Source organism: Streptomyces sp. HM190 (genome assembly GCF_009857135.1).
Lineage (GTDB): Bacteria > Actinomycetota > Actinomycetes > Streptomycetales > Streptomycetaceae > Streptomyces > Streptomyces heilongjiangensis.
On record NZ_CP047318.1, the window covers coordinates 5,749,810 to 5,773,685 of the forward strand.

Genomic DNA, 23,876 nt, shown 5'->3' on the forward strand with positions numbered 1-23,876 from the left:
TCCACAAAGCGGGGAGCACCGCACCGTCGCGGTGACAGCTTCGCTTGATTCAGATCGGCGGCGTCGGATCGATGAGGTCTGATCGGCGACGGCTGATCGATGAGGTGATCAAGGCGGTAAAGAAGTGCTCTTCCGTTGCGCGACGACCGACGAGCGGCACGACGCGAGTGAGGGTGGCAGCCAAGCAGAGAGCTGACGCGAGAGCTACGTGACTCAGCGGTCGGAAGAGCGGGTGGTACTGCACGGTCGACTTCGGTCCATCGCAGCCCCACCTCCTCCGGCCGGTCCCTCGTAAGGGACGTTCCATACCCCGTCCGGGGTTCCCCGTAGGGGAGTCAGTTCTCTCCGGCCGGGACAAGAGGGCTTGAGAGCGACGCTTCTGCGTGCTGCCCGCGTGCTGTTCCGACCGGCGCCCAAGACTAACAGTCGACTGAAGTGTCAAGGCGCCCGTTTGCCTGTTCCTGACGAGTTCTATGCTCGGTTCATGGTTGATGTTCTTCCGTTGGTGGAAGCCCGTTTGTGTTCCGCGCTGGGTGAGCCGGACGCGCGCGCAGCGGTCACCTTCCTCGGCACGGACCGCATCGAGGTGCTCCGTTTCACCGACGGCGACGTCGTCCGCTACGCCACGCTCGGCATGTCCGCCCAGCCGATGGCCGATCCCACCGCGGTCCTCGCCGACCCCGTCAAGGGCCCCCGCGCCGAACTCGTCCTGTCCGTACGGCACGGCATCGCCGACACCGACAAGGTGCTCCGCCCGCTCGCCGTCCTCGCCGCGTCACCCCAGGTGGAGGGTGTCGTCGTGGTGCCCGGTGCCTCCCTCGACGTGGGCGACCCGCTGTGGCCGGGCGCCCCCTTCACCTCCGTCCTCGTCGCCGAGTCCGGTGGCCTGGTGGAGGACCTCGAACTGGACGCCCCCGCCGAACCCGTCCGTTTCCTCCCCCTCCTTCCCATGACCCCCAACGAGGCGGCCTGGAAGCGGGTCCACGGCTCCCAGGCCCTCCAGGAGCGCTGGCTCACCCGGGGGACGGACCTGCGCGACCCCCTCCGTACGTCGGTCGCGCTGGACTAGGTCGGCCGCCCCCAGGCTCCCCCCATGACTCCCCCGTGTGACGGACGGCACGCCGCAGGTGACCGGCGGACGCCCGGCAGGTGGCCGAAAGTCGGCGTTTCCCTCCGTGGTGCGGGTAGGTGATTCCGATGGCGGGTCCACCGGCCCCGGAGGGACCGGGCCGCCCTCCGGCGTCCGCCGGCCGTGCGCGGAATGTGACGCGCACACGCCGGACGGGTGATCGTCCTTGACGCGAGGAAGCACGGGGAGGACCGTTGAGCCCTATGAGGGGCGAACCCAGTTGCCCGAAGTGTGGTGGCCGGGTCAGGGCTCCCGGCCTCTTTGCCGACTCCTGGCAGTGCGCTGTACACGGGACGGTGCATCCGCTGCAGCCCGTGATCCCGCCCAGCGTCGAGGCCCTCAGCGTCGTGGTGCACCGCGCCCAGGTGCCGGTGTGGATGCCGTGGCCGCTGCCGGTGGGGTGGCTGTTCACCGGCGCGGCCTTCGCCGGCGACGACCGCAGCGGAGGGCGCGCCACCGCCGTGGCCTGCTCCGGTCCGGGGCCGCTCGGCGGCATGGGTGAGATGGTGCTCATCGCCGAGGAGCTCGGCGTGGGCCTCGGCGCCCGGTACGCCGGCGTCGACGGACCCGACCCCGGGCCGTACCTCAGCGTGGAGAAACCACCCCAGGCGAAGGTGCTCGCCGCAGGACGCCCCACGCCCCTGTGGCATGTCCCCGGCACCCCCGACGACCGCGCGGTCTTCGCCGGCGAGGCGCTCGGCCTCTGGCTGTGGGCGGTCGTCTGGCCCGAACAGACGGGCCTGCTCATGTACGACGAACTGGTCCTGACCGACCTGCGGGACGCGGGTGCCGAGGTGGAACTGCTGCCGTGCGGCGCGCTCTCCCCACGCATCCTGGAGCCGTAGGGCCCCCGAGCCTTTCTTCCCCGGCGGCCCGCCTGGAGGCCCCTGGCCCTGTCGCGACGCCTGCCGCACTGGGTGGGGGCCTGGACGGCAGCGGCCGCGTCTCCTCCGTGTGTAGGGGGCGCTTCCTGGTTTCGGGTGTGACCGGAGGGCTTCGGAAGGGCGCTATTCTTGAGTGTCCCCTTCCGCTTCGTCTGTGCCTGGAGTCCGCGTCGTGCGCATCGATCTGCACTGCCACTCCACGGCCTCCGACGGCACGGACACCCCAGCCGAGCTGGTGCGGAACGCCCACGCCGCGGGCCTGGACGTGGTCGCGCTGACCGACCACGACACCACCCGCGGGTACGCGGAGGCGATCGCCGCGCTGCCGCAGGGGCTCACGCTCGTCACCGGCGCCGAACTGTCGTGCCGCCTGGGCGGCGTCAGCATGCACATGCTGGCCTACCTGTTCGACCCGGACGAGCCCCGGCTGCTCGCCGAGCGCGAACTGGTCCGGGACGACAGGGTGCCGCGCGCCCGCGGCATGGTCGCCAAGCTCAACGAGCTGGGCGTACCGGTCACCTGGGAGCAGGTCGCGCGGATCGCCGGGGACGGCTCCGTGGGCCGGCCCCACGTGGCCACCGCCCTCGTCGAACTCGGCGTCGTACCGACGGTGAACGACGCGTTCACCCCGCAGTGGCTCGCCGACGGAGGGCGTGCCCACATCGAGAAGCACGAGACCGACCCGTTCGAGGCGATCCGGCTGATCAAGGGTGCCGGCGGGGTCGCGGTGTTCGCGCACCCCGCCGCCGCCAAACGGGGCCGCACCGTCCCCGAGTCCGCGATCGCCGACCTCGCCGCGGCCGGGCTCGACGGCATCGAGGTCGACCACATGGACCACGACCCGGCGACCCGGGCGCGCCTGCGCGGCCTCGCGAAGGAACTGGGGCTGCTCACCACCGGATCCTCGGACTACCACGGCAGCCGCAAGACCTGTGTACTCGGCGAGTACACGACCGACCCCGAGGTGTACGGGGAGATCACGCGCCGGGCCACCGGGGCCTTCCCCGTCCCCGGCACCGGCGGGAACCAGTCGGTTCCCCGGCCGTAGGGCTCCCGGCGGTTCGGCCCGGGGCGCATGCGGCGGGTCGGGCGGGAGTACCTGACGGGCCGATCCAGGGACGACCCGGCGGGGCGGCGGTATCGCCACCCTGCCCTGAGTCCCTCCCTGCCCGTCCTCGCGCCGTCCCGCGCCTCGTTTCCTCCGCCTGGTCCTGGTCGGCGCGGGGCTTCCGCCCGGCCACGCCTGGCTCGCTCCGCGCCGCTCGCACCGTCCCGCTCGGCGATACGGGCGGTCGGCCCCTCACCCTTCTCCCCCTTCCGCACACTCTCGCAAGGCACCCCCGTGTTCGATCTCGCCGTCTTCGGTTCCCTCTTCCTCACCCTGTTCGTGATCATGGATCCCCCCGGGATCACCCCGATCTTCCTGGGCCTCACCGCCGGGCGCCCCGCCCGGACGCAGAAGCGGATGGCGCTGCAGGCCGTCTGCGTGGCCGGTGGCGTGATCGCCGTCTTCGGTCTGCTGGGGCACCAGATCCTCGACTACCTGCATGTCTCCGTGCCCGCGCTGATGATCGCGGGTGGACTGCTGCTCCTGCTGATCGCGCTCGACCTGCTCACCGGGAAGACGGACGAGCCCAAGCAGACGAAGGACGTGAACGTCGCCCTGGTACCGCTCGGCATGCCGCTGCTCGCCGGGCCCGGGGCCATCGTGTCGGTGATCCTCGCGGTGCAGAAGGCGGACGGTGTGGCCGCCCAGGTATCGGTCTGGGCCGCGATCCTGGCGATCCATGTCGTGCTGTGGCTGACGATGCGGTACTCGCTGCTGATCATCCGCGTCATCAAGGACGGCGGTGTGGTGCTGGTGACCCGCCTCGCGGGCATGATGCTGTCCGCGATCGCGGTGCAGCAGATCATCAACGGCGTCACGCAGGTCGTCCAGGGCGGCTGATGCCTCGGTCACCGGCGCAGGTGCCGGACATGGCAGAGCCCCGTACGGCGCACCTCGGTGCGGCCCGTACGGGGCTCTGAAGTCTGTACGGATCCGCCTCCCGTGAGGCGGTCGCGTCGGCCGGTACTACGAAGCGGTCACGTCGGCGGGGCGGATCCAGAGGCGCTGCCCGATGGCGGCGGCCTGCTGCACGATCCTGTTGACGGAGGCGGCGTCCACGACGGTGCTGTCCACGGGCGTGCCGTTGACGTCGTCGAGTCGCAGGATTTCGAAGCGCATGGCTTCTCCCTTCGTCTGGTCGTCCTCCCGCTGGGGAGAACTACTGGTGGTGCGCGGGTCGTCGGTGCCCGTGTTCCATGAGGATTCAACGGTATGCGTGTTACAAACATTCCCTACGCTAAGGAAATTTTTCGAGAAGCTAATTACTGGCTGGTAAGCGACGTTGTGGGTGCGTCTACCTGGAAGCTGCAGGAACCTGTAAGACTGATTGGGACCGGTTGTGTTCGCACAGTGACCGCCGGGATGATGGATGCATATGAACGACGACGACCTGACAGCGCTCGGCGCCCGCATCGACCGTACGAACGAACTGCTCCAGCGCATGCTCGCCGAGGTGGCGAAGACGCCCTCGACCCATGCGATCTTCGTCGACGCCGGGTATCTGTACGCGGCCGTGGGGCGGCTCGTCGCCGGAACGGAGGACCGGCGGTCCTTCGACCTCGACGCGGAAGGTCTCATCGACGCCCTGATCGACCGGGCCCGCACGATCTTCGCCGACAGCCGGCTGCTCCGGGTCTACTGGTACGACGGGGCGCGGCGCCGCATCCACACGGCCGAGCAGCAGTCCATCGCCGAACTGCCGGACGTCAAGGTGCGGCTCGGCAACCTCAACGCGAACAACCAGCAGAAGGGCGTCGACTCCCTCATCCGCACCGACCTGGAGTCCCTGGCCCGGCACCGCGCCATCAGCGACGCGGCACTGCTCGGCGGCGACGAGGACCTGGTCTCGGCGGTCGAGGCCGCGCAGGGGTACGGGGCGCGCGTCCATCTGTGGGGCATCGAGGCGCCGGAGGGCCGCAACCAGGCCGAGCCGCTGCTCTGGGAGGTCGACAGCCAGCGCACCTTCGACCTCGACTTCTTCAAGCCGTACGTCTCCCGGCGCGCCGCCGTCCCGTACGAGTCCACCGCCGGGGCCCGGCCCACCCGTGAGGACGTCCGCTTCGTCGGCGCCCAGGTCGCCGCGAAGTGGCTTGCGTCCCGGGGCCGCGAGCCGCTCAAGGAACTCCTGCACGGCCACCCGTACCTGCCCGGCTCGGTGGACCAGGACCTCCTCGTCGAGGCGGAGGGGCTGCTCCAGTACTCGCTGAGGGGTCAGGCGGACCTGAGACGGGCGCTGCGGGACGGGTTCTGGGAGCACCTGCGGGCGCAGTACTAGGCAGTAACCAGTACCAGCCCGTACCGGCAGAGGGCGTGCGTGTACGGAGTGGGGCTGGGGCTTCGACGGTGTTCGTGGCCGGTGGGGGCCTGTTCCGGTCGCTTCAGCCGGTCAGCTGGTCCCAGAAGCCGATCAGGGCGGCGGCTGTGGCCTTCGGCTGGTCCGTGTTGGGGGAGTGCTCGGCGGCGGCGATGACGGTGCGGTGCGCGCGGAGGCGTGCGGCCATGTCGTCGAGGAGCGGGATCGGCCAGGTGTCGTCGCGCTCGCCGGACAGGACGTGCGTGGGCAGGCCGAGGGCGGCCAGCTCCGCGACTCGGTCGGGTTCCGAGCAGAGTTGCCGGCCGGTGGCGATGAGCTGCGCCGGGCTGTGGGCGAGCCAGCGGCGGCGCAGGTCGGCGCTGTCGTCCAGTCCCTCGTCGAGGCCGCCGGTGTCGGTCTCCTCCGGCGGTTCCATCGCCTGGATGGCGTCCCACACCTGCTCCATGCCCATCACGGCCAGGGCGTCCCGCAACAGTTTCACGCGCTGCTGCTGGCTCTCCGAGATCTGGGCGGGGCCCGAGGCCATCAGGGTGAGGGAGGCGAAGGAGGAGGGGGCCAGCAGGACGGCGGCACGGCAGATCTGGCCGCCGAGGGAGTGGCCGACGAGATGCAGGGTGGCGCCGTCTCCGACGACCCGCGCCTGGGCGAGCAGGTCCCTCGCCAGCTCGTCCTGCGCGTACGGCGACTCGTCGTCCTTGGGGCCCTCGCTCTCGTACTGGCCCCGTCCGTCCACGGCGACGGAGCGGTAGCCGGCCTTGGCCAACGGTTCGTGCAGCGCGATGAAGTCCTCCTTGCTGCCCGTGAACCCCGGTACGAGGAGCACGGTGCCCTTCACCGGGGTGCCCGCCTCGATGACGGCGAACTCACCGCGCGAGGTGCGAAGCCGGTGGGCGCGGGCACCGGGGGGAAGGGCGAACGTGGGAGGACGGCTCATGGGGCGAGGGTAACCGGAGACCGGGGAGCGGGATCACCCTGGCGGGTGGTTCGGGTGGCCACCGTGGGACGAGAGGGCTGGGAGGCCAGGGCGTGCGGGGAACCAGCGCCGAAGGCCCGGCTCCCAGAGAGGGAACCGGGCCTTCGCACAGCCAGTCACCCGACCTCAGCCGTCCGTCGGCTCAACAGCCGCTGCCGCCTTCCGTGCCCGCCGACGCGGCGCCGGCGTCTCGGCCGCAGCCGCGTCCTCGGCGGCGGCCGCAGCCGGAGCGGCGGCCTTGCGCGTGCGACGCGGCTTGGTGGCCTGCTCCTCCGTCGGCTGGGCCGGAACCGACGCCTCGACCGGCGCCTCGGCGACCTTCCGCGTACGGCGGCGGGTCTTGGGCGCGGCTTCCTCGGCCAGGGCCTCGGACGCGTCGACCGGTGCCTCCACGGCCTTGCGGGTGGTCCGGCGGCGGGTCTTGGGCGCGGCCTCCTCGGCGGTGGCTGTTCCCTCGACCGTCACCGCGGTCTTGCGGGTCCGGCGGCGGGGCTTGGCGGCCTCCTCGGCGGCGGGCGTGCCTTCGGCCGTGTCGAGCGCGGCCTCGGCGGCGGGCGCCGTCTCGGTGGTCGCGGGGGCGGGGGCCTCCGCGGCCTTCCGGGTGCGCCGACGCGTCTTCGGGGCGGCTTCCTCGGTGACCGTGCCCTCGACCGTGTCGACCGCGTCGACCGGCGCCTCGGCGACCTTCCGCGTACGGCGGCGGGGCGCGGCTTCCTCGGCCAGGGCCTCGGACGCGTCGACCGGTGCCTCCACGGCCTTGCGGGTGGTCCGGCGGCGGGTCTTGGGCGCGGCCTCCTCGGCGGTGGCTGTTCCCTCGACCGTGACCTCGGCCGTCACCGCGGTCTTGCGGGTCCGGCGGCGGGGCTTGGCGGCCTCCTCGGCGGCGGGCGTGCCTTCGGCCGTGTCGAGCGCGGCCTCGGCGGCGGGCGCCGTCTCGGTGGTCGCGGGGGCGGGGGCCTCCGCGGCCTTCCGGGTGCGCCGACGCGTCTTCGGGGCGGCTTCCTCGGTGACCGTGCTCTCGACCGTGTCGAGCGTCACCTCGGCGGCCGGAGCCTCCACCGGTTCCGCCGACGCGGTCTTGCGGGTGCGGCGGCGGCGCGGCTTCGCCTCCTCGCCAGCGGGCAGCGCGCCCGCGGTGTCCGCGACGCCCTCGACCGTGCTCACGGCCGAAGCCCTCACGGCATCCGTGGCCGCCGTGGCGTCCGCGGCGACAGGGGTGGCGTCCAGGGCCTTCTGGGCCCCCTCCGTCTCCACCGTCGACGTCACCGGCTGGGCCGTCGGCGTCGCGCCGCTGCGGGTGCGGCGACGGCGGCGCGGCGTGCGGGGGCCGGCGTCGGGCTCGGTGGCCGTGCCCGACGTCTCCGTGGGCCGCGTCGGCTCGGTCACCGCCGTCGCCTCGGGGGCCGTCGCGTCCACGGCCGCGCCACCGCGCGTCCGGCGGCGCCGACGCGGCGTACGCGCCGGGCGCTCACGCTCGGTGGACGCTGCCGGGCCGGAGGAACGGCCGCCGCGCCCGCGGGCACCGCGACCACCCGGCTCACCGAGGTCTTCCAGCTCCTCGGCGTCGAGACCGGCCCGAGTGCGCTCCGAGCGCGGCAGGACACCCTTGGTGCCTGCCGGAATGCTCAGTTCCTCGAAGAGGTGCGGGGACGTGGAGTACGTCTCCGGCGGGTCGTTGAAGTTCAGCTCCAGCGCCTTGTTGATCAGCTGCCAGCGCGGGATGTCGTCCCAGTCGACGAGCGTGATCGCGATGCCCTTGGCGCCCGCGCGGCCCGTACGGCCGATGCGGTGCAGGTACGTCTTCTCGTCCTCGGGGGACTGGTAGTTGATGACGTGGGTGACGCCCTCGACGTCGATGCCGCGCGCGGCGACGTCGGTGCAGACGAGGACGTCGACCTTGCCGTTGCGGAAGGCGCGCAGCGCCTGCTCACGGGCGCCCTGGCCGAGGTCGCCGTGGACCGCGCCGGCGGCGAAGCCGCGCTGCTTGAGCTGGTCGGCGAGGTCGGCGGCCGTGCGCTTGGTGCGGCAGAAGACCATGGCCAGTCCCCGGCCCTCGGCCTGCAGTATGCGCGCGACCATCTCCGGCTTGTCCATGTTGTGCGCGCGGTAGATGTGCTGCGAGGTGTTGCGGACCGTCGCGCCCTCGTCGTCCGGGGACGTGGCGCGGATGTGCGTCGGCTGGGACATGTAGCGGCGGGCCAGCCCGATGACCGCGCCCGGCATGGTCGCCGAGAACAGCATCGTCTGCCGCTTCGGCGGCAGCATGTCGATGATCTTCTCGACGTCGGGCAGGAAGCCCAGGTCGAGCATCTCGTCGGCCTCGTCGAGGACGAGGCACTTGACGTGCTTCAGGTTCAGCTTCTTCTGGCCGGCCAGGTCGAGGAGCCGTCCAGGCGTGCCGATGACGACGTCGACGCCCTTCTTCAGGGCCTCGACCTGCGGCTCGTAGGCGCGACCGCCGTAGATCGCGGTGACGCGGACGTTACGCACCTTGCCGGCCGTCAGCAGGTCGTTGGTGACCTGGGTGCACAGCTCGCGGGTGGGGACGACGACGAGCGCCTGCGGGGCGTCGGTGAGGTCCTCGGGCCTGGCCCGGCCCGCCTCGACGTCGGCGGGGACGGTGACCCGCTCAAGGAGCGGGAGACCGAAGCCGAGCGTCTTGCCGGTGCCGGTCTTGGCCTGGCCGATGACGTCCGTGCCGGAGAGGGCGACCGGGAGCGTCATCTCCTGGATGGGGAAGGGAGTGACGATGCCGACGGCTTCCAGGGCCTCGGCCGTCTCGGGAAGGATTCCGAGATCTCGAAAAGTCGTAGTCAGGGTGCTGCCTCTTCTGTGTACGCGGTGTGGCGCGAGCGCGGGGGTCGTGTCGTCCGACCGTGCCTGTAGGACATCGGCCGCCCTCACGGGCTGGCCGTGTGGCACGGGACCACTGCCGACGCTCTAGCGCTCATACCGCTGAGGGGTTCCCTCCGGACGCCGTACGCAGAGTGCCGTACGGAACAGGAGGGCTGTCGGGTCGGAGCCGATCGGGCCACCGACCGGGCATCCTCATGCGTGCGGCCTGTCGAAGACGGTCGAGATACCGTGGTGGTGCGTCGACGTACTCGGCAGGCGCATTACCACCATACCCCGGAAACGCGCACATGCGATGGCCGATTTGGTCACGTAGTCGTTGTCACACCGATCGACCGGGCCCTTCCGCCGTGCGCAGAGCGGGCTATTGTGCGCTTCATGACCACGTCTGACAAGCCTGAGAACGCCGCCGGTACCGCTGGGACGGCCGAGACCGCCGAGGTCACCGGCATCGCCGCCCAGGACTGGGCCCAAGCCGCGGCCGACCCGCAGTATCGCGCCGCCGTCGTGGATCTGCTCGGAGCGCTGGCGTACGGGGAACTGGCGGCGTTCGAACGGCTCGCGGAGGACGCGAAGCTGGCGCCGACGCTCGTCGACAAGGCGGAGCTGGCGAAGATGGCCGCCGCCGAGTTCCACCACTTCGAGAGGCTGCGGGACCGGCTCACGGAGATCGGCGAGGAGCCGACGCACGCCATGGAGCCGTTCGTGGACGCGCTCGACGGCTTCCACAAGCAGACGGCGCCCTCGGACTGGCTGGAGGGCCTGGTCAAGGCGTACGTCGGCGACTCGATCGCCAGTGACTTCTACCGGGAGGTCGCGGCGCACCTCGACTCCGACACACGCGGGTTGGTGCTCGCGGTCCTCGACGACACCGGGCACGCCGAGTTCGCGGTGGAGAAGGTGCGGGCCGCGATCGACGAGGACCCGCGGGTCGGCGGGCGGCTCGCGCTGTGGGCGCGGCGGCTGATGGGCGAGGCGCTGTCGCAGTCGCAGCGGGTCGTGGCCGACCGGGACGCCCTGTCCACGATGCTCGTGGGCGGCGTGGCCGACGGGTTCGACCTGGCCGAGGTGGGCCGGATGTTCTCCCGCATCACCGAGGCCCACACGAAGCGGATGGCGGCGCTCGGCCTGGCCGCGTGAACCGCTGACCGCTGTGGGCGTCGACGGCGGCGCCGCCGTCGGCTGCCGGCGCCGTGAGCCCTCAGTCGTCGTGGGGCGCTGCGCCCTTGGCGTCCGTGGGAGGCCGCGGGGCTTTCGTGGGCGGTCGCGTCCGCTCGGTGGCGCCGCGGCCCGGTGTCTCTTCTGAGGGCTCGTCGGGAGGCTCGCCCTTACGCGGGGGCCGAGCTGCGTCGAAAACGCTCCGTCGGCCGCAGCAGGAGCGACAAGGACGCCGCGGCGACGATCGCGCCGCCGCTGAGGAGCACCAGGACATGGGTGGAGCCCAGGGCGCTGTGGGTGAGGAACGCGCCGAAGAGGGCGCCCGCCACGCCGGTCGGCAGGACGAGCGTGCGAGCCGGCAGACGGTGCGGCAGGCGGTAGACGGCGGCCCAGGCGAGGGCGAGTCCGACGAGTGCGGATCCGAGCGCTTCCAAGAACATGATCGGGTTCCCTCCCGCACGGCCTGGCCTGGGCAAATCGGTCGTAGCCGGTACTACCCGCGAGTCACGGAACGCAATCCTCCTCCACGGACGAGTTGTGGCTGCGCTGTGCGTTTCGGGGCGCGGGAGCCGAGGGATCCGGGCATCGGGGAACCAGCGGGCATGCGCGGGAGCCGAGGCATTCGGGGGACACGGGGAACCTGCGGGAGCGCGCGGGCGGAGAGGCCGGTGCGTACGGTCCGGGGCGCCTGCGAGCGCACCGGGGCGCACGGGATGCATGCGCGGAGGGGCCCGGTGGTCTCACACCACCGGGCCCCTCCGTATGCCTCGTGCGCCTCTCGGCTACAGCGCGCTGAAACCGACCTTGCGGACGGTCGGCTCGCCGATGTCGATGTAGGCGAGACGGTCGGCCGGGATCAGCACCTTGCGACCGTGCTCGTCCGTGAGGCTCAGCAGCGCCGACTTGCCGGTCAGCGCCTCGGACACAGCACGCTCGACCTCCTCGGCACTCTGACCGCTCTCCAGAACGATCTCGCGGGGCGCGTGCTGCACGCCGATCTTGACCTCCACGGCTATGTCCCTCCGACGGTCAGTGAAGTGCGCGGGCGTCCGCGCCGTACCCAGCACACATTAGCCCGGTGAGGGGACGTCCACCCTCCGCTCGGCAACGCCAGGAGCGAACAGGGTGCGGGAACAAAACCCCGGACCAGGGGTGTACCGAACACCGGTCCGGGGCCGTGGGGTGACGCTCAGTGGTGCTCGATGCCGTGCAGCGGGAAGCCGGCGATGCCGCGCCACGCCAGCGAGGCCAGGAGCTGGACCGCCTGCTCGCGCGGGACGCTGCGGTCGCTGTGCAGCCAGGACCGCGCCACGACCTGGGCGAGACCGCCCAGCCCGGAGGCGAGGAGCATCGACTCCGCGCGCGACAGACCGGTGTCCTCGGCGATGACGTCGCAGATGGCCTCCGCGCACTCGTTCGTGACCTTGTCGACGCGCTCGCGCACGGCGGGCTCGTTCGTCAGGTCCGACTCGAAGACCAGCCGGAAGGCGCCGCCCTCGTCCTCGACGTAGGCGAAGTACGCGTCCATCGTGGCCCGTACGCGCTGCTTGTTGTCGGTCGTCGAGGCGAGAGCCCCGCGCACGGCCTGGATGAGGGACTCGCAGTGCTGGTCCAGCAGAGCCAGGTAGAGGTCGAGCTTGCCCGGGAAGTGCTGGTAGAGAACCGGCTTGCTGACGCCGGCGCGCTCGGCGATGTCGTCCATCGCGGCCGCGTGATAACCCTGGGCCACGAAGACTTCCTGGGCGGCGCCCAGCAGCTGGTTCCGTCGGGCTCGGCGCGGAAGGCGTGTGCCCCGCGGGCGTGCCGCCTCTGTCTGCTCGATGGCTGTCACGCCGCCTCCCAAAATCGTCCATGTGCGGTGTGCGCCGCGCCGCCATCGTACTTTTCGGTAACCCTGGTGCGCGCGGTGCGAGCGCAGAATTTCACGGACCGGACGCCGGGGAAAGTGCCGCGGACCACGTCAAACACGGGCAGGGCGGACAGGGAGAAGTCCTTGCCCGTCACCGATCGTCGTCCTCCGCGTCACCGGCGGTCGTCCTCGGGAGGTGGGGCGGCTGCGGGTGCGCGGCCGTGGCCAGGTCGCCGGACGTCCCGGCTGGGGCCGTCCTAGCGGTAGTCGTCCTCGTCGAGGTCGACCACGCGGGCCTGTTCGGCGAGGTCGGCCGGGTTGGCGGCGCCCGGGTCGACGTCGGTCAGCGGGTCGTCCCGGCCCGGGGTGACGTAGGTGTGCTGCTCGGCGATATCGGCCTCGGGGGCCTCGACGTCGTCGATCTTCACGGAATCGGCCTCCGTCTCCGCGAACGTCTCGGGATCGGTGGGGTCAACGGCCATCTTGGTCTCCCCTTCCTGTTCCTGTTCCCGCCTGCCTCGGTGCTGCCGGAACGCTGTGGAGCGGCAGGGGCCACGTACGGGCGTGCCTTGTCGCCTACGAGCCTAGGAGACAGCCCAAGGTGGCGCTATGCGGTCCGGTGGTGACGGGACTTCGGGTTCCGGCGTGGTCGCGGTGACCACGCCGTGGTCCGGTACCCCGCCTGGCGCGGCTGGATCTGTGACGGCGAACACGTGAACCACTACGTGATCGTCTCGTAACATTGCCGCATGTCTTCGACCGAGCTGCCGTCCCTGATGACCGCCACCGCGTCGCCGAAGGCGAGTTCCGTGCGCGTGGCGCCCGGGGAGCGGCTCAGGTCGGTGAGACTGCCGGGGATCACTCTGGCCGTCCGGTCGAGAACACCGGCCCGCGACGATCTGCCGCCCGCCCTGTACGTACACGGCCTGGGCGGCTCCTCGCAGAACTGGTCGGCGCTGATGCCGCTGCTCGACGGTTCGGTGGCCAGCGAGGCCGTCGACCTGCCCGGTTTCGGCGACTCGCCGCCGCCGGACGACGGCAACTACTCGGTCACGGCACACGCGCGTGCCGTCATCCGCTATCTCGACGCGTCCGGGCGCGGCCCGGTGCACCTCTTCGGCAACTCCCTCGGCGGCGCGGTCAGCACCCGCGTCGCGGCCCTGCGCCCCGACCTCGTCCGGACGCTGACGCTGGTGTCGCCCGCCCTGCCCGAACTGCGTGTGCAGCGCACCGCGGTGCCGACCGGCATGCTCGCGGTCCCCGGTGTCGCCGCGCTCTTCACCCGCTTCACCAGGGGGTGGACGGCCGAGCAGCGCGTCCGGGGTGTCATGGCGCTCTGCTACGGCGACCCCGGCCGCGTCACCGAGGAGGGCTTCCGCAACGCGGTGGAGGAGATGGAGCGGCGCCTCCAGCTCCCCTATATGTGGGACGCGATGACGCGGTCCGCGCGCGGCATCGTCGACGCGTACACCCTGGGCGGGCAGCACTCGCTGTGGCGCCAGGCCGAGCGCGTCCTCGCCCCGACGCTCCTCGTCTACGGCCGCCGCGACCGGCTCGTCGGCTACCGCATGGCCCAGCGCGCCGCCCGCGCCTTCCGCGACTCGCGCCTCGTCTCCCTGCCGGACGCCGGGCACGTCGCCATGATGGAGTACCCGGAGGCGGTGGCCGCAGCCTTCGGCGACCTGCTGGCCGATACGGTCAGGAGGGCGTCGAACGGTGTGGGAGGCTCTGAGGGACATGGCTCCGGGGCGCGGCGATCGGGCGTACGGGGCGCGGCGACGTCGGCCCGGGACGGGGCGGACACGGAGCGGGTGAACGGGGAGTCCGTGAACGGCAAGCCGGCGCAGGGCGAGCCTGACGATTCCGTCGGGGACGGTGCCGTCCCCGACGCACCCGCAGTGGGGAGCTGAGGCGCGGCGTGGGACGACACAGCCGCAAGGGGCGGGCGCCGAAAGGCGACACGAGCGAGAAGCCGGCGGCGGCCCCAGGGGGCCCGTCGGCAGGGGAGGACCGCGGGGCGGTGCTCGGCGGGCCGCGCCCGTCCGGGCCGCCCAACCCGCCTGGCCCGTACGGTTCTTCGCGTTCAGCGAGCCCATCCGGCTCATCGCGTTCACCGGGTCCGCCCGGTTCTTCGCGGTCACCGGATCCGTCCGGCTCCTCGGGTGCGCCGGGGCGTGGGATCCCGCGGGGATACGACGGTGTCTCAGGGCCGGGAGCGCGACGCCTTTCCGACGGCCCGCCCGCGCATGGTTTGCCCCGTTCCACCGAGGGCCCGGCCGGGCGCGGTGCCCCGCGATTCCCCGACGGCACGCCGGCGCACGGGTTTCCGCGCCTGCCGGACGGTACGCCCGCCCATGGGTTTCCGCGTCTGGCGGACGGCGGTCCGGGGCCGGGAGCGCCTCGTTTCCCGGACGGCACGCCGGCGCACGGTTTCCCCCGTCTCCCCGACGGCGCACCCGGCCGCGGCTTCCCGCAGAGCCGCGGCGGACATCCCGAACAGCGTGAAGCAGGCGGCGGCTGGGGTCGGTTGGGCGATGAGACGCGACCACGCCCAGATGCTGGGCAGAGTGCGTACGGGGCTTCTGCGGGGGCCCCGTACGGCGCGTCCGGCGACCCTTCGTACGGCGCCCCGTCCGACGACACCGGGGTGCCGTCCTCCGCCGCACCCGCGCAGGCGCAGGAGCGGCGGGTCCCCATTCCCCGGCAGCGGCAGGAGGTCGTGCCCCCGCCGCCCGGCGGGCCGCGGCAGGCCTACCTGGACGCCTTCGACGAGGAGGAGCCGCACATCGGTGCCCCCGACGAGAGCCAGGACACCGCGAGGGGCGGCAAGGGGCTGGCGTTCGCGGGGATCGCGGCCGCGGCCGTCACCACCGTGCTCGCGGTCATCGTCGGCGGGCAGGTCACCAGTGGCCAGGAGGACACCGCCGCCCGTGCGCAGGCCGCCGACGCGGCGGACCGCGACGTACGGGGCGCCTCGCGCAGCGACGACCGGCCAACGCCGTCCAACCCGCCGCGTGTGAGCGCGACCCCGCTCTCGTACGACGAGAAGATGGACAGGAAGTACGAACTCGCCGCGGACCTCGAAGGCAACGGCAAGTTCCAGACCGTCAAGGGCTTCGACAAGGCGCCCGGGACAGGACGGAAGTACCGGTATCGGGTCGATGTCGAGGAAGGGCTCGGCCTCGACGCGGAACTGTTCGCCCAAGCCGTCCAGAAAACGCTGAACGACGAACGGAGTTGGGCACACAACGGCGGACGCACCTTCGAACGGATCTCCTCCGGGAAGCCCGACTTCGTGATCACGCTGGCCAGTCCGGGCACCACCGCCGTGTGGTGCGAGAAGTCAGGGCTGGACACGACGGTGGACAACGTGTCGTGCGACTCGGCCGCCACCGAACGCGTGATGATCAACGCCTATCGCTGGGCCCGGGGTTCGAAGACCTACGGCGACCGCATCCATGCGTACCGGCAGATGCTGATCAACCACGAGATCGGGCACCGCCTCGGCTACAGCCATGTGACCTGCGACAAGGACGGCGACCTCGCCCCCGTCATGCAGCAGCAGAGCAAGTTCCTCTCCTTCGACGGGATCACGTGCAAAGCGAACCCGTGGGCCTTCCCCGGAGGCTGATTTGCTGACGCCGCGTAGTCGACCAATCCCCTAGCGCGACAAAACGCGCCCCGCTAGGGAAAGTTACGACCGTTCACCCCTTTTGGTGGCGCGACGGACAACCGTCCGTCGCGCCACGGTCATGTCCGCATACGTTCGTCCCGCTGCGAGCCGCCGGGTGAACGGCGGCTCCCCAAACAGGAGATCGGGGGTGCACACGTGCGCATCGGACTGCTTACGGAGGGTGGCTATCCGTATGTGAGCGGTGATGCCAGGCTCTGGTGCGACCGACTCGTGCGGGGGCTGGAGCGACACGAGTTCGACGTCTACGCGCTCAGCCGCAGCGAGCAGCAGGAGGACGAGGGCTGGGTCCCGCTTCCGCCGCAGGTCAGCCGCGTTCGGACCGCACCGCTGTGGACCGCCGAGGACGACGGTGTGGTTCACGGCCGCCGGGCGCGACGCCGCTTCGCGGAGGCGTACGGCGAACTGGCGTCGGTGCTCTGCTCCGCCGGGACACCGGAGTCGCGGGAAGCCCTCAAGGCGGCCGCCGGCCTTGAGGCGGACCGTTTCAGCAACGCGCTGTACAGCCTCGCCGAACTGGCCCGCGAGGAGGGCGGACTGGTGGGCGCCCTACGCTCGGAAGCCGCCGTCCACACGCTGGAACGCGCCTGTCGTGCGCCGGGCGCACTCGGAGCGGCGCGCGAGGCCCGCGTAGCGGATCTGCTGACCGTCGCCGGCCATCTCGAACGCGCCCTGCGCCCCCTCTCGCTCGACTGGTACGAGAACGGCGGGCTCGGCTCGGTCGACCTGTGCCACGCCGCCGCCGGCGGCGTGGCCGCGCTCCCCGGCCTGCTGGCCGCCCACTTCCACGGGGTGCCGCTCCTGGTCACCGAGTACGGCGTCCCGCTGCGCGCGCACTATCTCGGGACCTGCGGTGACGCGCCGGTGCGCGCCCTGCTCGCGGCCTTCCACCGGCGCCTGACCGTCGAGGTGTACCGGCGCGCTGCCCGCCTCACCCCCGGAAACACCCACGCCCGACGCTGGCAGGAGCGCTGCGGCGCCGACCGGGCGAAGATCCGCACGGTCTATCCCGGCATGGAGGTGTCCCGCTTCGCCGAGGTCGGGGAGGCCCCGGAGAGCGCGGACCCCCACACCCTGGTGTGGGTCGGCCGCGTCGAACCGGCCAAGGACCTGATCTCGCTGCTCCATGCCTTCGCCGAGGTCCGCGGGGCGGAGCCGAAGGCCCGGCTCAGGATCGTCGGAGCGGCCGCGGGCGACGAGGGGGCCGCCTACCTCGGCCACTGCAGAGCCCTGGCCGCCCAGCTCTTCCCCCACGAGGCCGACCGTGTGCCCGCCGCCGGTGACAACCCGGTCTCCTTCGAGGAGATCGGCGACCCCGCCGTCCCCGACCTGGCGGTGGCGTACGCGTCCGGTGCCGTCGTCGTCCTGTCGAGTGTCGTCGAGGGGTTCCCCACCAGCCTCGTCGAAGCCATGTTCTGCGGACGGCCCACGGTGTCCACGGATGCCGGCGCGGTCGTCGAGGTCATCGGCGGGACGGGGCTCGTCGTCCCGCCGCGCAATCCGAAGGCGCTCGCGGAGGCGTGCGTGGCGCTGCTGCGCGCACCTGAGCGCCGTGCGCGCCTCGGCGCGGCCGCCCGCGCACGCGCCCTCGAACTCTTCACGGTCGAGCAGAACGTCGCCGCGTTCCGCGACCTCTACCTGGAGATCGTCTCCCGCACCCCGGTACGGAAGGTCGTCCTCGACCAGGCCGGTGAGCCCCTGCCGTTCGGCGCGCCCGCCGAAGCCCACGTCCCCGGCCGCTGGACCGAGCCCCGGCCGGCGGCGGGCGGTCTCGGTGCGGCGGGCGGTCTCGGTGTGACGGATGTGGCGGATGGGGCTGGTGTGGCGAGTGGGGCCAGTGTGGCTGGCGGCGCGGGCCTCGGCGGGGTGGTCTCCGGGCGTCCCCGCTGGGCCGTCGACACCCCCGTCCGCTCCACGGGAACGCACCCCGCCGCCACCGGTGAACCCGTGCCCGCGGGGGAGGGAGCGCGATGAGCGAGCTGCGATGGGACGGCCCGGAGATGTCCGGCGGGCCCGAGTGCGGTCTCAGCAGGCTCGACCACGGCTCCAGTCGGCCCGAGGGCAGTGTCCGCACCTCCCCCGAACCTGAACCGGCCCCCGCCTCCGGGGGCGGGGCCGTGGACCCCGTGAAAGCTCTGATGCACCGGCACCGGGTGCTGTGCGAACGCGCCGTGGACCCGCTGGAGATCGCCGCCGGGCTGGAGGCCCACGGGGTCACCGACCGCACGGCCGCCCGCTTCCGCCACCGGGACGTCTTCTCGCTCGCCGAGGAGATGTACGCGCGCGTACCACGCGACCCGGAGACACCCCCGGAGCGTCGGCCGATGCCCCCCGCGTCCGCGCCGAGCGGCGGCTGGGCGGTCCTCGCCCTGCTCCCGGGCGCCCTCTGCGCGGCAGCGGTGTCCGGGGTACGGCTCACCCACGGCCAACCCCGCCTCGTCGTCGCCGCGGCCGGTGCTCTCGCCGTCGCCCTCGGACTGCGCGTCGCTCTCCGCCGCGGCCCGCTCCGGGTGCCGCTCGGCACCACCGGTCGCGGCGGCACCTGGACCTGCTGGTTGATCGCGTACGCCCTCCTCGGCGACGGACTGCTCGTCGCCGGTCTCACCGACGACCCCGACGGCCTCTGGTCCCTGGCCACCGCACCCGTCCTGGCGCTCGCCCTCAGCTGCGCTCCCGCCCTGTGGTGCGCCCACCTCCTCTCCGTACGCGCCCGTCGCAAGATCGTCGCGAGCCGTGGCCTCGCCGACTTCGCCGACTCCGTGAAGCCCCTTCTCCTCGGCGTGCTCGCCCTGTATCTGTGCGCCTTGGTCGCCCTGCTCGCCCTGTGCGGCACGGTCCTGGACGAGTCGGCCGTTCCCGCGGGGGCTGTCGCCCTCGGCGCGCTGCTCCTGCTGGCCCGCCTCCTCACCGCTCACGGCTTCCCGCACGCCCCCGCCGTCGTCCTGGGCGCGGCGGCGCTGACCGAGACCGGCGCCCTCGCCTCCGTCTTCGCGAGCCGTCTGCCCGGCTGCTCCCTCCTGGCCGTCCCCGTCCGGACCGTCACCGACACCTGGGGACCGGGCGCCGTCCCCACCCTGGTCTGCGGCATCGGCGCACTCCTCCTCCTCGTCCACGCCACCCGCACCCTCACCCGGGCCTCGGCACACGCCCGCCCGCCGGGGGTGACCTGACCCCAGCTCGACCGGTCCACGGCGCGGTCGCCACGAGGCCGCAGCCCCGGACCGCGTCCCACCGATGCGCGGGACACCCGTCGCGCGCACCATCTCCCGCGGGGCCGACACCGCGGGACCACCTCATCACCCACGGCACCACCCCAGAAGGAGAACGCCAGATGATCACCTCCCGAACCGGAGAGTCCGCCCCGGGAGCCGCCCGATGAGGGTCCTGCTGATCGGAGCCAACGGATACCTCGGCCGTTTCGTCGCCGAACGCCTGCTCGCCGACCCGGCCGTCCAGCTCACCGCGCTCGGTCGCGGCGACGACGCCGACGTACGGTTCGACCTCGCCACCGGCAGCCCCGGCGCGCTCACCCGCTTCCTGGACGCGGTCCACCCCGGCGTCGTCATCAACTGCGCCGGAGCCACCCGCGGCGGCGCCCGCGAACTCACCCGACACAACACCGTCGCCGTCGCCACCGTCTGCGAGGCTCTCCGCCGCAGCGGCTGCGGGGCCCGTCTGGTGCAGATCGGCTGCGGCGCCGAGTACGGCCCCAGCCAGCCCGGCTCCTCCACCGCCGAGGACGCAGTGCCCCGCCCCGGCGGCCCGTACGGCGTCAGCAAGCTCGCCGCCACCGAACTCGTCCTCGGCTCCGGCCTGGACGCCGTCGTCCTGCGGGTCTTCTCACCCGCCGGACCCGGAACCCCCGCGGGCTCGCCGCTCGGCCGACTCGCCGAGGCCATGCGGCGCGCCATGCAGTCCGGCGACGGTGAACTCAAACTCGGCGGCCTCGGCGTCCAGCGCGACTTCGTCGACGTACGGGACGTCGCCCGCGCCGTCCACGCCGCCTCGCTCTCCGCGGCCCAGGGTGTGATCAACATCGGGTCCGGGCGGGCCGTGCGCCTCCGCGACGCTGCCGCCGTCCTCGCCCGCGTCGCCGGCTACGGCGGTGCCCTCCACGAACTCGACGCCCCGGCCGGGCCCCTGAGGCCTACCATCGGCCACCCCCGGCCCGAACCTGACCACACCCCTCCGGTCGCCTACCCGTACCCGGACGGCTGCGGCAGCTGGCAGCAGGCCGACGTCCGCACCGCCCGCGACCGGCTCGGCTGGCGGCCCCGCATCAATCTGGAGGAGTCCCTCGCCGACATCTGGATGGAGGCCGCGTGCCGTATCTGACCTCCACCCCGTCCGGCACCGCCAGCACCGGCCTGAGCGCCGGCCTCGGCATCCCCGGCTATGCGCACCCCCTTGTCGCCCGGCTGGAGTGGGCCGAACTCACCCGCCCCAGGACCCCTCTGCACTGGGTCGTCCTGAACGTCGCCGACGGACCGGGCACCTGCCCCGACCCGCTCTGCCTGGAAGCCGCGGGACGGCTCCGCAACGCCGGCGTCCGGGTCCTCGGGCACCTCGATGTCGCCCATGGCGCGCGCGCCTTCGGCGACATCGCCGCCGACGCCCACCGCCACCTCGACTGGTACCAGGTCGACGGCTACCTCCTGGACCGCTGCCCCAGCGAACGCAGCGCACTCCCCAAAACCAGTCGCACCGTCCTCGCCCTCCGGGCACTCCTCGGTGGCGGCCACATGGTCCTCGGCCACGGCACCCATCCGCACCCCGGATACGCCGAGAGTGCCGACCAACTCGTGACCTTCTCCGGGCCGTGGAGCGACTACCGCTGGTCCCAGGTCGCCGAATGGACCGCCGACCACCCTCCCGAGCGCTTCTGCCACTTCGTCCACGGTGTGCCCCGCGTCCACCTCGACGAGGCGCTGCGCGTCGCCCGCTGGCAGGGCGCGGCCACGATCTACTTCACCGACCGCACGGACCGGGGCGGCCGAGTCGACCCCTGGGCGGCACTGCCCGGCTACTGGGACGACATTGTCTCGCTGGTTGGAACGGGTGTCTCGGAATGAAAAAGGGCGTGGCAGTGTTACCGGGAGAACAATTGTAGTGATTGACCGATCAACGGAGTCCCCGTGTCGCTGCCACCCCTGGTCGAGCCCGCTTCCGAGCTCACCGTAGATGAGGTCCGCAGGTACTCCCGCCACCTGATCATCCCCGACGTCGGGATGGACGGGCAGAAGCGGCTGAAGAACGCCAAGGTGCTCTGTGTGGGCGCCGGCGGCCTGGGCTCGCCGGCGCTGATGTACCTGGCCGCGGCGGGCGTCGGGACGCTCGGCATCGTGGAGTTCGACGAGGTCGACGAGTCGAACCTGCAGCGTCAGATCATCCACAGCCAGGCCGACATCGGCCGCTCCAAGGCCGAGTCCGCCCGCGACTCCGTCCTCGGCATCAACCCGTACGTGAACGTGATCCTTCACGAGGAGCGGCTCGAGGCCGACAACGTGATGGACATCTTCAGCCAGTACGACCTGATCGTCGACGGCACGGACAACTTCGCGACCCGTTACCTGGTCAACGATGCCTGCGTGCTGCTGAACAAGCCGTACGTGTGGGGCTCCATCTACCGCTTCGACGGCCAGGCCTCCGTCTTCTGGTCCGAGCACGGGCCCTGCTACCGCTGCCTGTACCCGGAGCCCCCGCCGCCGGGCATGGTCCCCTCCTGCGCCGAGGGCGGCGTCCTCGGTGTGCTGTGCGCGTCCATCGGCTCCATCCAGGTGACCGAGGCCATCAAGGTCCTCACCGGCACCGGTGAGCCCCTCGTCGGCCGACTGATGATCTACGACGCCCTCGAGATGCAGTACCGCCAGGTCAAGGTCCGCAAGGACCCGAACTGCGCGGTCTGCGGTGAGAACCCCACCGTCACCGAGCTCATCGACTACGAGGCCTTCTGCGGCGTCGTCTCCGAGGAGGCCCAGGAGGCGGCCGCGGGCTCGACGATCACTCCCAAGCAGCTCAAGGAGTGGATCGACGACGGCGAGAACATCGACATCATCGACGTCCGCGAGATCAACGAGTACGAGATCGTGTCGATCCCCGGTGCCCGGCTGATCCCGAAGAACGAGTTCCTCATGGGCTCCGCCCTGGAGAGCCTCCCGCAGGACAAGAAGATCGTCCTGCACTGCAAGACGGGTGTCCGCAGTGCGGAAGTCCTCGCGGTCCTCAAGTCGGCCGGCTTCTCCGACGCCGTCCACGTGGGCGGCGGCGTGATCGGCTGGGTCAACCAGATCGAGCCCGACAAGCCTGTCTACTAGTCCCGGACCCGCCGTCGGCGGGGGGACGCTTTCCTCGGAGGGGCTCGGCACCGCGCGTGCTGGGCCCCTTTCCGCCGTGGCCGAGACTACGCACAGACCTTGCCGTCCTCCGGCACTTTCCCGGCCAGCAGATACGAGTTCACCGTCGAGTCGACACACCTGCTGCCGCTGCCGTACGCCCCATGGCCCTCGCCCTTCCAGGTGAGCATCACACCGACGTCCTCGCCCAGCTCCCGCGCCATCTTCTCGGCGCCCTCGTACGGCGTCGCCGGGTCCCCGGTGTTGCCCACCACGAGAACGGGATCGGCCTGCGGCGCGCTCACCTCCGGTGAGTCCGTCAGTCCGGGCACCGGCCAGTCGTGGCACCAGCCCGCAGTGTCCCAGCCCAGGAACTCGCCGAAGACGGGCGAGAGTTTCCGGAACTCGGGCAGCAGCGTCTTCGTCTCCTGCGGTGTCGGCCGCTGCTTCTGGTCCAGGCACGATATGACGCGTTGCGAGTGGGTCGTCGTGCCGTAGCGGCCCGAGGGGTCCCGCTCGTTGTAACCGTCGGCCAGCGCCAGCAGTTCGGTGCCGTCGCCGTCCTCCGCCGCGTCGAGCGCGCTCGTCAGGCCGGGCCAGCTCTGCTCGCTGTAGAGCGGCAGGACGATACCGGTGATCGCCAGTGTCTGCGTGAGCTTCCGTCCGGACGTCGTCGGCAGAGGATCGGCGTCGATCCGTTCCAGCAGGTCCGCGATCTTCCGGGTGCCCTGCTTCGGATCCTGACCCGTCGACGCGAGGTAGTTGTCGAGGGCGCGCTGGAAGCCCAGGGTCTGGTTCTTCGCGTGGCCCACCGCGTCGGCGGTCGGGTCGACGACCGCGTCGAGCACGAGACGCCCGACGTTCCCGGGGAACAGGTGGGCGTAGACGCCGCCCAGCTCCGTGCCGTAGGAGATACCGAAGTAGTGCATCTTCCGGTCGCCGACCGCTCGGCGGATGAGGTCCATGTCGCGCGCCGTGTCGGCGGTCGACACGTGGGACAGGAGCTTGCCCGCGGCCCGCTCACAGCCGGCACCGAAAGCGGCCGCGTCGTCGAAGAAGGCCTTCTCCTCGGCGGCGTCGTCCGGAGTGGCGTCCACCGACTCGGCCGCCTGGATCTCCTTGTCGCTGCGGCAGCGCACCCCCTCACTCCCGCCGACGCCCCGGGGGTCCCAACTCACCAGGTCGTACCGTTTGTGCAGCTCGCTCGTGAGGCCGGCGTACGAGGGCAACGTGGAGACGCCAGAGCCGCCTGGTCCGCCGAAGTTGAACAGGAGTGAGCCGAGCCGTTCGCTTCTCTCGCCGGTCGCCTCGCTGCGGATCAGCGCCAGCCCGATCGTCTCGCCGTCCGGCTTCGACCAGTCCAGCGGAACCCTGAGCGTCGCGCACCGCCAGTCACCGCCCGGTGCCGGCCCCTCCGACGTCGCCTCGCAACGGCCCCAGTCGAGCTTCTGTGCGGGGACCGCGGAAAGCGAGGGGGTGGCGGACGCGGAGCTCTCGTCCTTCCCGCCGCTCATGCCTCCGCTGCAGCCGGCGACCAGCACCGCGGTCGCGGTCAGCGCCGCTCCCCCTAGCCATCGAGTCATGA

At 72.1% G+C, this 23,876-nt stretch carries 23 protein-coding genes; 13 read left to right on the forward strand and 10 right to left on the reverse strand.

The annotated features are described in order from the left end of the window. Positions 1–49 precede the first annotated feature (49 nt). Positions 50–184 (reverse strand): hypothetical protein, encoded by a 135-nt coding sequence (locus GSY65_RS34360; protein ID WP_268978227.1) that lies wholly within the window; start codon positions 182–184, stop codon positions 50–52. 300 nt (positions 185–484) lie between these two features. On the opposite strand from GSY65_RS34360, the gene GSY65_RS24650 reads away from it, so the two are divergent. The 4 genes from GSY65_RS24650 (at position 485) to GSY65_RS24665 (ending at position 3,961) form a co-directional block, all read left to right on the forward strand. Beyond that, positions 485–1,069 carry a suppressor of fused domain protein gene (locus GSY65_RS24650; RefSeq protein ID WP_159772632.1) on the forward strand — a complete coding sequence of 195 codons (585 nt, stop codon included), beginning with the start codon at positions 485–487 and terminating at the stop codon, positions 1,067–1,069. Positions 1,070–1,332: 263 nt separating this feature from the next. Next, a complete protein-coding gene (locus tag GSY65_RS24655; protein ID WP_159772635.1) occupies positions 1,333–1,974 on the forward strand; it encodes a DUF6758 family protein in 642 nt (213 codons plus the stop codon). A 211-nt stretch (positions 1,975–2,185) separates the two neighbouring features. Further along, positions 2,186–3,061 carry a PHP domain-containing protein gene (locus GSY65_RS24660; protein ID WP_159772638.1) on the forward strand — a complete coding sequence of 292 codons (876 nt, stop codon included), beginning with the start codon at positions 2,186–2,188 and terminating at the stop codon, positions 3,059–3,061. A 294-nt stretch (positions 3,062–3,355) separates the two neighbouring features. After that, the gene (locus GSY65_RS24665; protein WP_159772641.1) at positions 3,356–3,961 is read left to right on the forward strand and encodes a MarC family protein; all 606 of its coding nucleotides are present in this window, start codon (positions 3,356–3,358) and stop codon (positions 3,959–3,961) included. Positions 3,962–4,087: 126 nt separating this feature from the next. Here the strand turns inward: GSY65_RS24665 and GSY65_RS24670 are convergent, their stop codons facing one another. Then, positions 4,088–4,240 carry a hypothetical protein gene (locus GSY65_RS24670; protein ID WP_099967352.1) on the reverse strand — a complete coding sequence of 51 codons (153 nt, stop codon included), beginning with the start codon at positions 4,238–4,240 and terminating at the stop codon, positions 4,088–4,090. Between the two features lie 250 nt (positions 4,241–4,490). Between GSY65_RS24670 and GSY65_RS24675 the strand changes: the two genes are divergently transcribed. Then, positions 4,491–5,396, forward strand: coding sequence for an NYN domain-containing protein (locus tag GSY65_RS24675; protein WP_159772644.1), 906 nt, complete (start codon positions 4,491–4,493; stop codon positions 5,394–5,396). Positions 5,397–5,499: 103 nt separating this feature from the next. Here GSY65_RS24675 and GSY65_RS24680 read toward each other — a convergent pair whose 3' ends face one another. Together GSY65_RS24680 and GSY65_RS24685 are read right to left on the reverse strand one after the other, a co-directional pair. After that, complete coding sequence (locus GSY65_RS24680) at positions 5,500–6,369, reverse strand: alpha/beta fold hydrolase (RefSeq protein ID WP_159772647.1); 870 nt, start codon at positions 6,367–6,369, stop codon at positions 5,500–5,502. A 165-nt stretch (positions 6,370–6,534) separates the two neighbouring features. Further along, positions 6,535–9,132, reverse strand: a complete 2,598-nt coding sequence (locus GSY65_RS24685) for a DEAD/DEAH box helicase (protein ID WP_201452659.1) — start codon at positions 9,130–9,132, stop codon at positions 6,535–6,537. Between the two features lie 498 nt (positions 9,133–9,630). Here GSY65_RS24685 and GSY65_RS24690 point away from each other — a divergent pair, with 498 nt between their 5' ends. Then, on the forward strand, positions 9,631–10,401 hold the full coding sequence (locus tag GSY65_RS24690; protein ID WP_201452660.1) for a ferritin-like fold-containing protein: 771 nt from the start codon (positions 9,631–9,633) through the stop codon (positions 10,399–10,401). A gap of 188 nt (positions 10,402–10,589) precedes the next feature. Here the strand turns inward: GSY65_RS24690 and GSY65_RS24695 are convergent, their stop codons facing one another. From GSY65_RS24695 to GSY65_RS24715, 5 genes are all read right to left on the reverse strand, one after another. Then, entirely contained in the window at positions 10,590–10,859 is a 270-nt protein-coding gene (locus tag GSY65_RS24695; RefSeq protein ID WP_159772656.1) for a hypothetical protein, read from the reverse strand. 342 nt (positions 10,860–11,201) lie between these two features. Beyond that, positions 11,202–11,429 (reverse strand): DUF3107 domain-containing protein, encoded by a 228-nt coding sequence (locus tag GSY65_RS24700; RefSeq protein WP_201452661.1) that lies wholly within the window; start codon positions 11,427–11,429, stop codon positions 11,202–11,204. A 179-nt stretch (positions 11,430–11,608) separates the two neighbouring features. Next, the gene (locus GSY65_RS24705) at positions 11,609–12,250 is read right to left on the reverse strand and encodes a TetR/AcrR family transcriptional regulator (protein WP_055514444.1); all 642 of its coding nucleotides are present in this window, start codon (positions 12,248–12,250) and stop codon (positions 11,609–11,611) included. Then, the gene (locus tag GSY65_RS24710) at positions 12,247–12,423 is read right to left on the reverse strand and encodes a hypothetical protein (RefSeq protein ID WP_159772662.1); all 177 of its coding nucleotides are present in this window, start codon (positions 12,421–12,423) and stop codon (positions 12,247–12,249) included. Before GSY65_RS24710 ends, GSY65_RS24705 begins: the two co-directional genes overlap by 4 nt. Positions 12,424–12,525: 102 nt before the next feature. Continuing rightward, on the reverse strand, positions 12,526–12,750 hold the full coding sequence (locus GSY65_RS24715; protein ID WP_159772665.1) for a hypothetical protein: 225 nt from the start codon (positions 12,748–12,750) through the stop codon (positions 12,526–12,528). 267 nt (positions 12,751–13,017) lie between these two features. On the opposite strand from GSY65_RS24715, the gene GSY65_RS24720 reads away from it, so the two are divergent. The 7 genes from GSY65_RS24720 (at position 13,018) to moeZ (ending at position 22,273) form a co-directional block, all read left to right on the forward strand. Beyond that, on the forward strand, positions 13,018–14,178 hold the full coding sequence (locus GSY65_RS24720; protein WP_236580035.1) for an alpha/beta fold hydrolase: 1,161 nt from the start codon (positions 13,018–13,020) through the stop codon (positions 14,176–14,178). 737 nt (positions 14,179–14,915) lie between these two features. Further along, positions 14,916–15,899, forward strand: coding sequence for a DUF3152 domain-containing protein (locus tag GSY65_RS34545; RefSeq protein ID WP_328707513.1), 984 nt, complete (start codon positions 14,916–14,918; stop codon positions 15,897–15,899). A gap of 237 nt (positions 15,900–16,136) precedes the next feature. Next, the gene (locus GSY65_RS24730) at positions 16,137–17,933 is read left to right on the forward strand and encodes a glycosyltransferase (RefSeq protein WP_443043251.1); all 1,797 of its coding nucleotides are present in this window, start codon (positions 16,137–16,139) and stop codon (positions 17,931–17,933) included. Beyond that, positions 17,930–19,129, forward strand: a complete 1,200-nt coding sequence (locus GSY65_RS24735) for a hypothetical protein (protein WP_236580037.1) — start codon at positions 17,930–17,932, stop codon at positions 19,127–19,129. Before GSY65_RS24730 ends, GSY65_RS24735 begins: the two co-directional genes overlap by 4 nt. 205 nt (positions 19,130–19,334) lie before the next feature. Then, complete coding sequence (locus tag GSY65_RS24740) at positions 19,335–20,294, forward strand: NAD-dependent epimerase/dehydratase family protein (RefSeq protein ID WP_159772668.1); 960 nt, start codon at positions 19,335–19,337, stop codon at positions 20,292–20,294. After that, complete coding sequence (locus GSY65_RS24745; RefSeq protein WP_159772671.1) at positions 20,282–21,031, forward strand: spherulation-specific family 4 protein; 750 nt, start codon at positions 20,282–20,284, stop codon at positions 21,029–21,031. The genes GSY65_RS24740 and GSY65_RS24745 overlap by 13 nt, the downstream gene beginning before the upstream one ends. Positions 21,032–21,094: 63 nt before the next feature. Beyond that, the gene (moeZ, locus tag GSY65_RS24750; RefSeq protein WP_055514434.1) at positions 21,095–22,273 is read left to right on the forward strand and encodes an adenylyltransferase/sulfurtransferase MoeZ; all 1,179 of its coding nucleotides are present in this window, start codon (positions 21,095–21,097) and stop codon (positions 22,271–22,273) included. An 86-nt stretch (positions 22,274–22,359) separates the two neighbouring features. Here moeZ and GSY65_RS24755 read toward each other — a convergent pair whose 3' ends face one another. Next, positions 22,360–23,874 (reverse strand): alpha/beta hydrolase, encoded by a 1,515-nt coding sequence (locus GSY65_RS24755; protein ID WP_159772674.1) that lies wholly within the window; start codon positions 23,872–23,874, stop codon positions 22,360–22,362. Positions 23,875–23,876: the final 2 nt, after the last annotated feature.

What these genes read in the sequence shown, in the direction of transcription:
- GSY65_RS24650 (WP_159772632.1), top strand. Translation starts at nt 485, where the DNA reads ATGGTTGATGTTCTTCCGTTGGTGGAAGCCCGTTTGTGTTCCGCGCTG.
- GSY65_RS24655 (WP_159772635.1), top strand. Translation starts at nt 1,333, where the DNA reads ATGAGGGGCGAACCCAGTTGCCCGAAGTGTGGTGGCCGGGTCAGGGCT.
- GSY65_RS24670 (WP_099967352.1), bottom strand. Translation starts at nt 4,240, where the DNA reads ATGCGCTTCGAAATCCTGCGACTCGACGACGTCAACGGCACGCCCGTG.
- GSY65_RS24675 (WP_159772644.1), top strand. Translation starts at nt 4,491, where the DNA reads ATGCATATGAACGACGACGACCTGACAGCGCTCGGCGCCCGCATCGAC.
- GSY65_RS24680 (WP_159772647.1), bottom strand. Translation starts at nt 6,369, where the DNA reads ATGAGCCGTCCTCCCACGTTCGCCCTTCCCCCCGGTGCCCGCGCCCAC.
- GSY65_RS24685 (WP_201452659.1), bottom strand. Translation starts at nt 9,132, where the DNA reads ATGACGCTCCCGGTCGCCCTCTCCGGCACGGACGTCATCGGCCAGGCC.
- GSY65_RS24695 (WP_159772656.1), bottom strand. Translation starts at nt 10,859, where the DNA reads ATGTTCTTGGAAGCGCTCGGATCCGCACTCGTCGGACTCGCCCTCGCC.
- GSY65_RS24715 (WP_159772665.1), bottom strand. Translation starts at nt 12,750, where the DNA reads ATGGCCGTTGACCCCACCGATCCCGAGACGTTCGCGGAGACGGAGGCC.
- GSY65_RS24720 (WP_236580035.1), top strand. Translation starts at nt 13,018, where the DNA reads ATGTCTTCGACCGAGCTGCCGTCCCTGATGACCGCCACCGCGTCGCCG.
- GSY65_RS24735 (WP_236580037.1), top strand. Translation starts at nt 17,930, where the DNA reads ATGAGCGAGCTGCGATGGGACGGCCCGGAGATGTCCGGCGGGCCCGAG.
- GSY65_RS24740 (WP_159772668.1), top strand. Translation starts at nt 19,335, where the DNA reads ATGAGGGTCCTGCTGATCGGAGCCAACGGATACCTCGGCCGTTTCGTC.
- GSY65_RS24755 (WP_159772674.1), bottom strand. Translation starts at nt 23,874, where the DNA reads ATGACTCGATGGCTAGGGGGAGCGGCGCTGACCGCGACCGCGGTGCTG.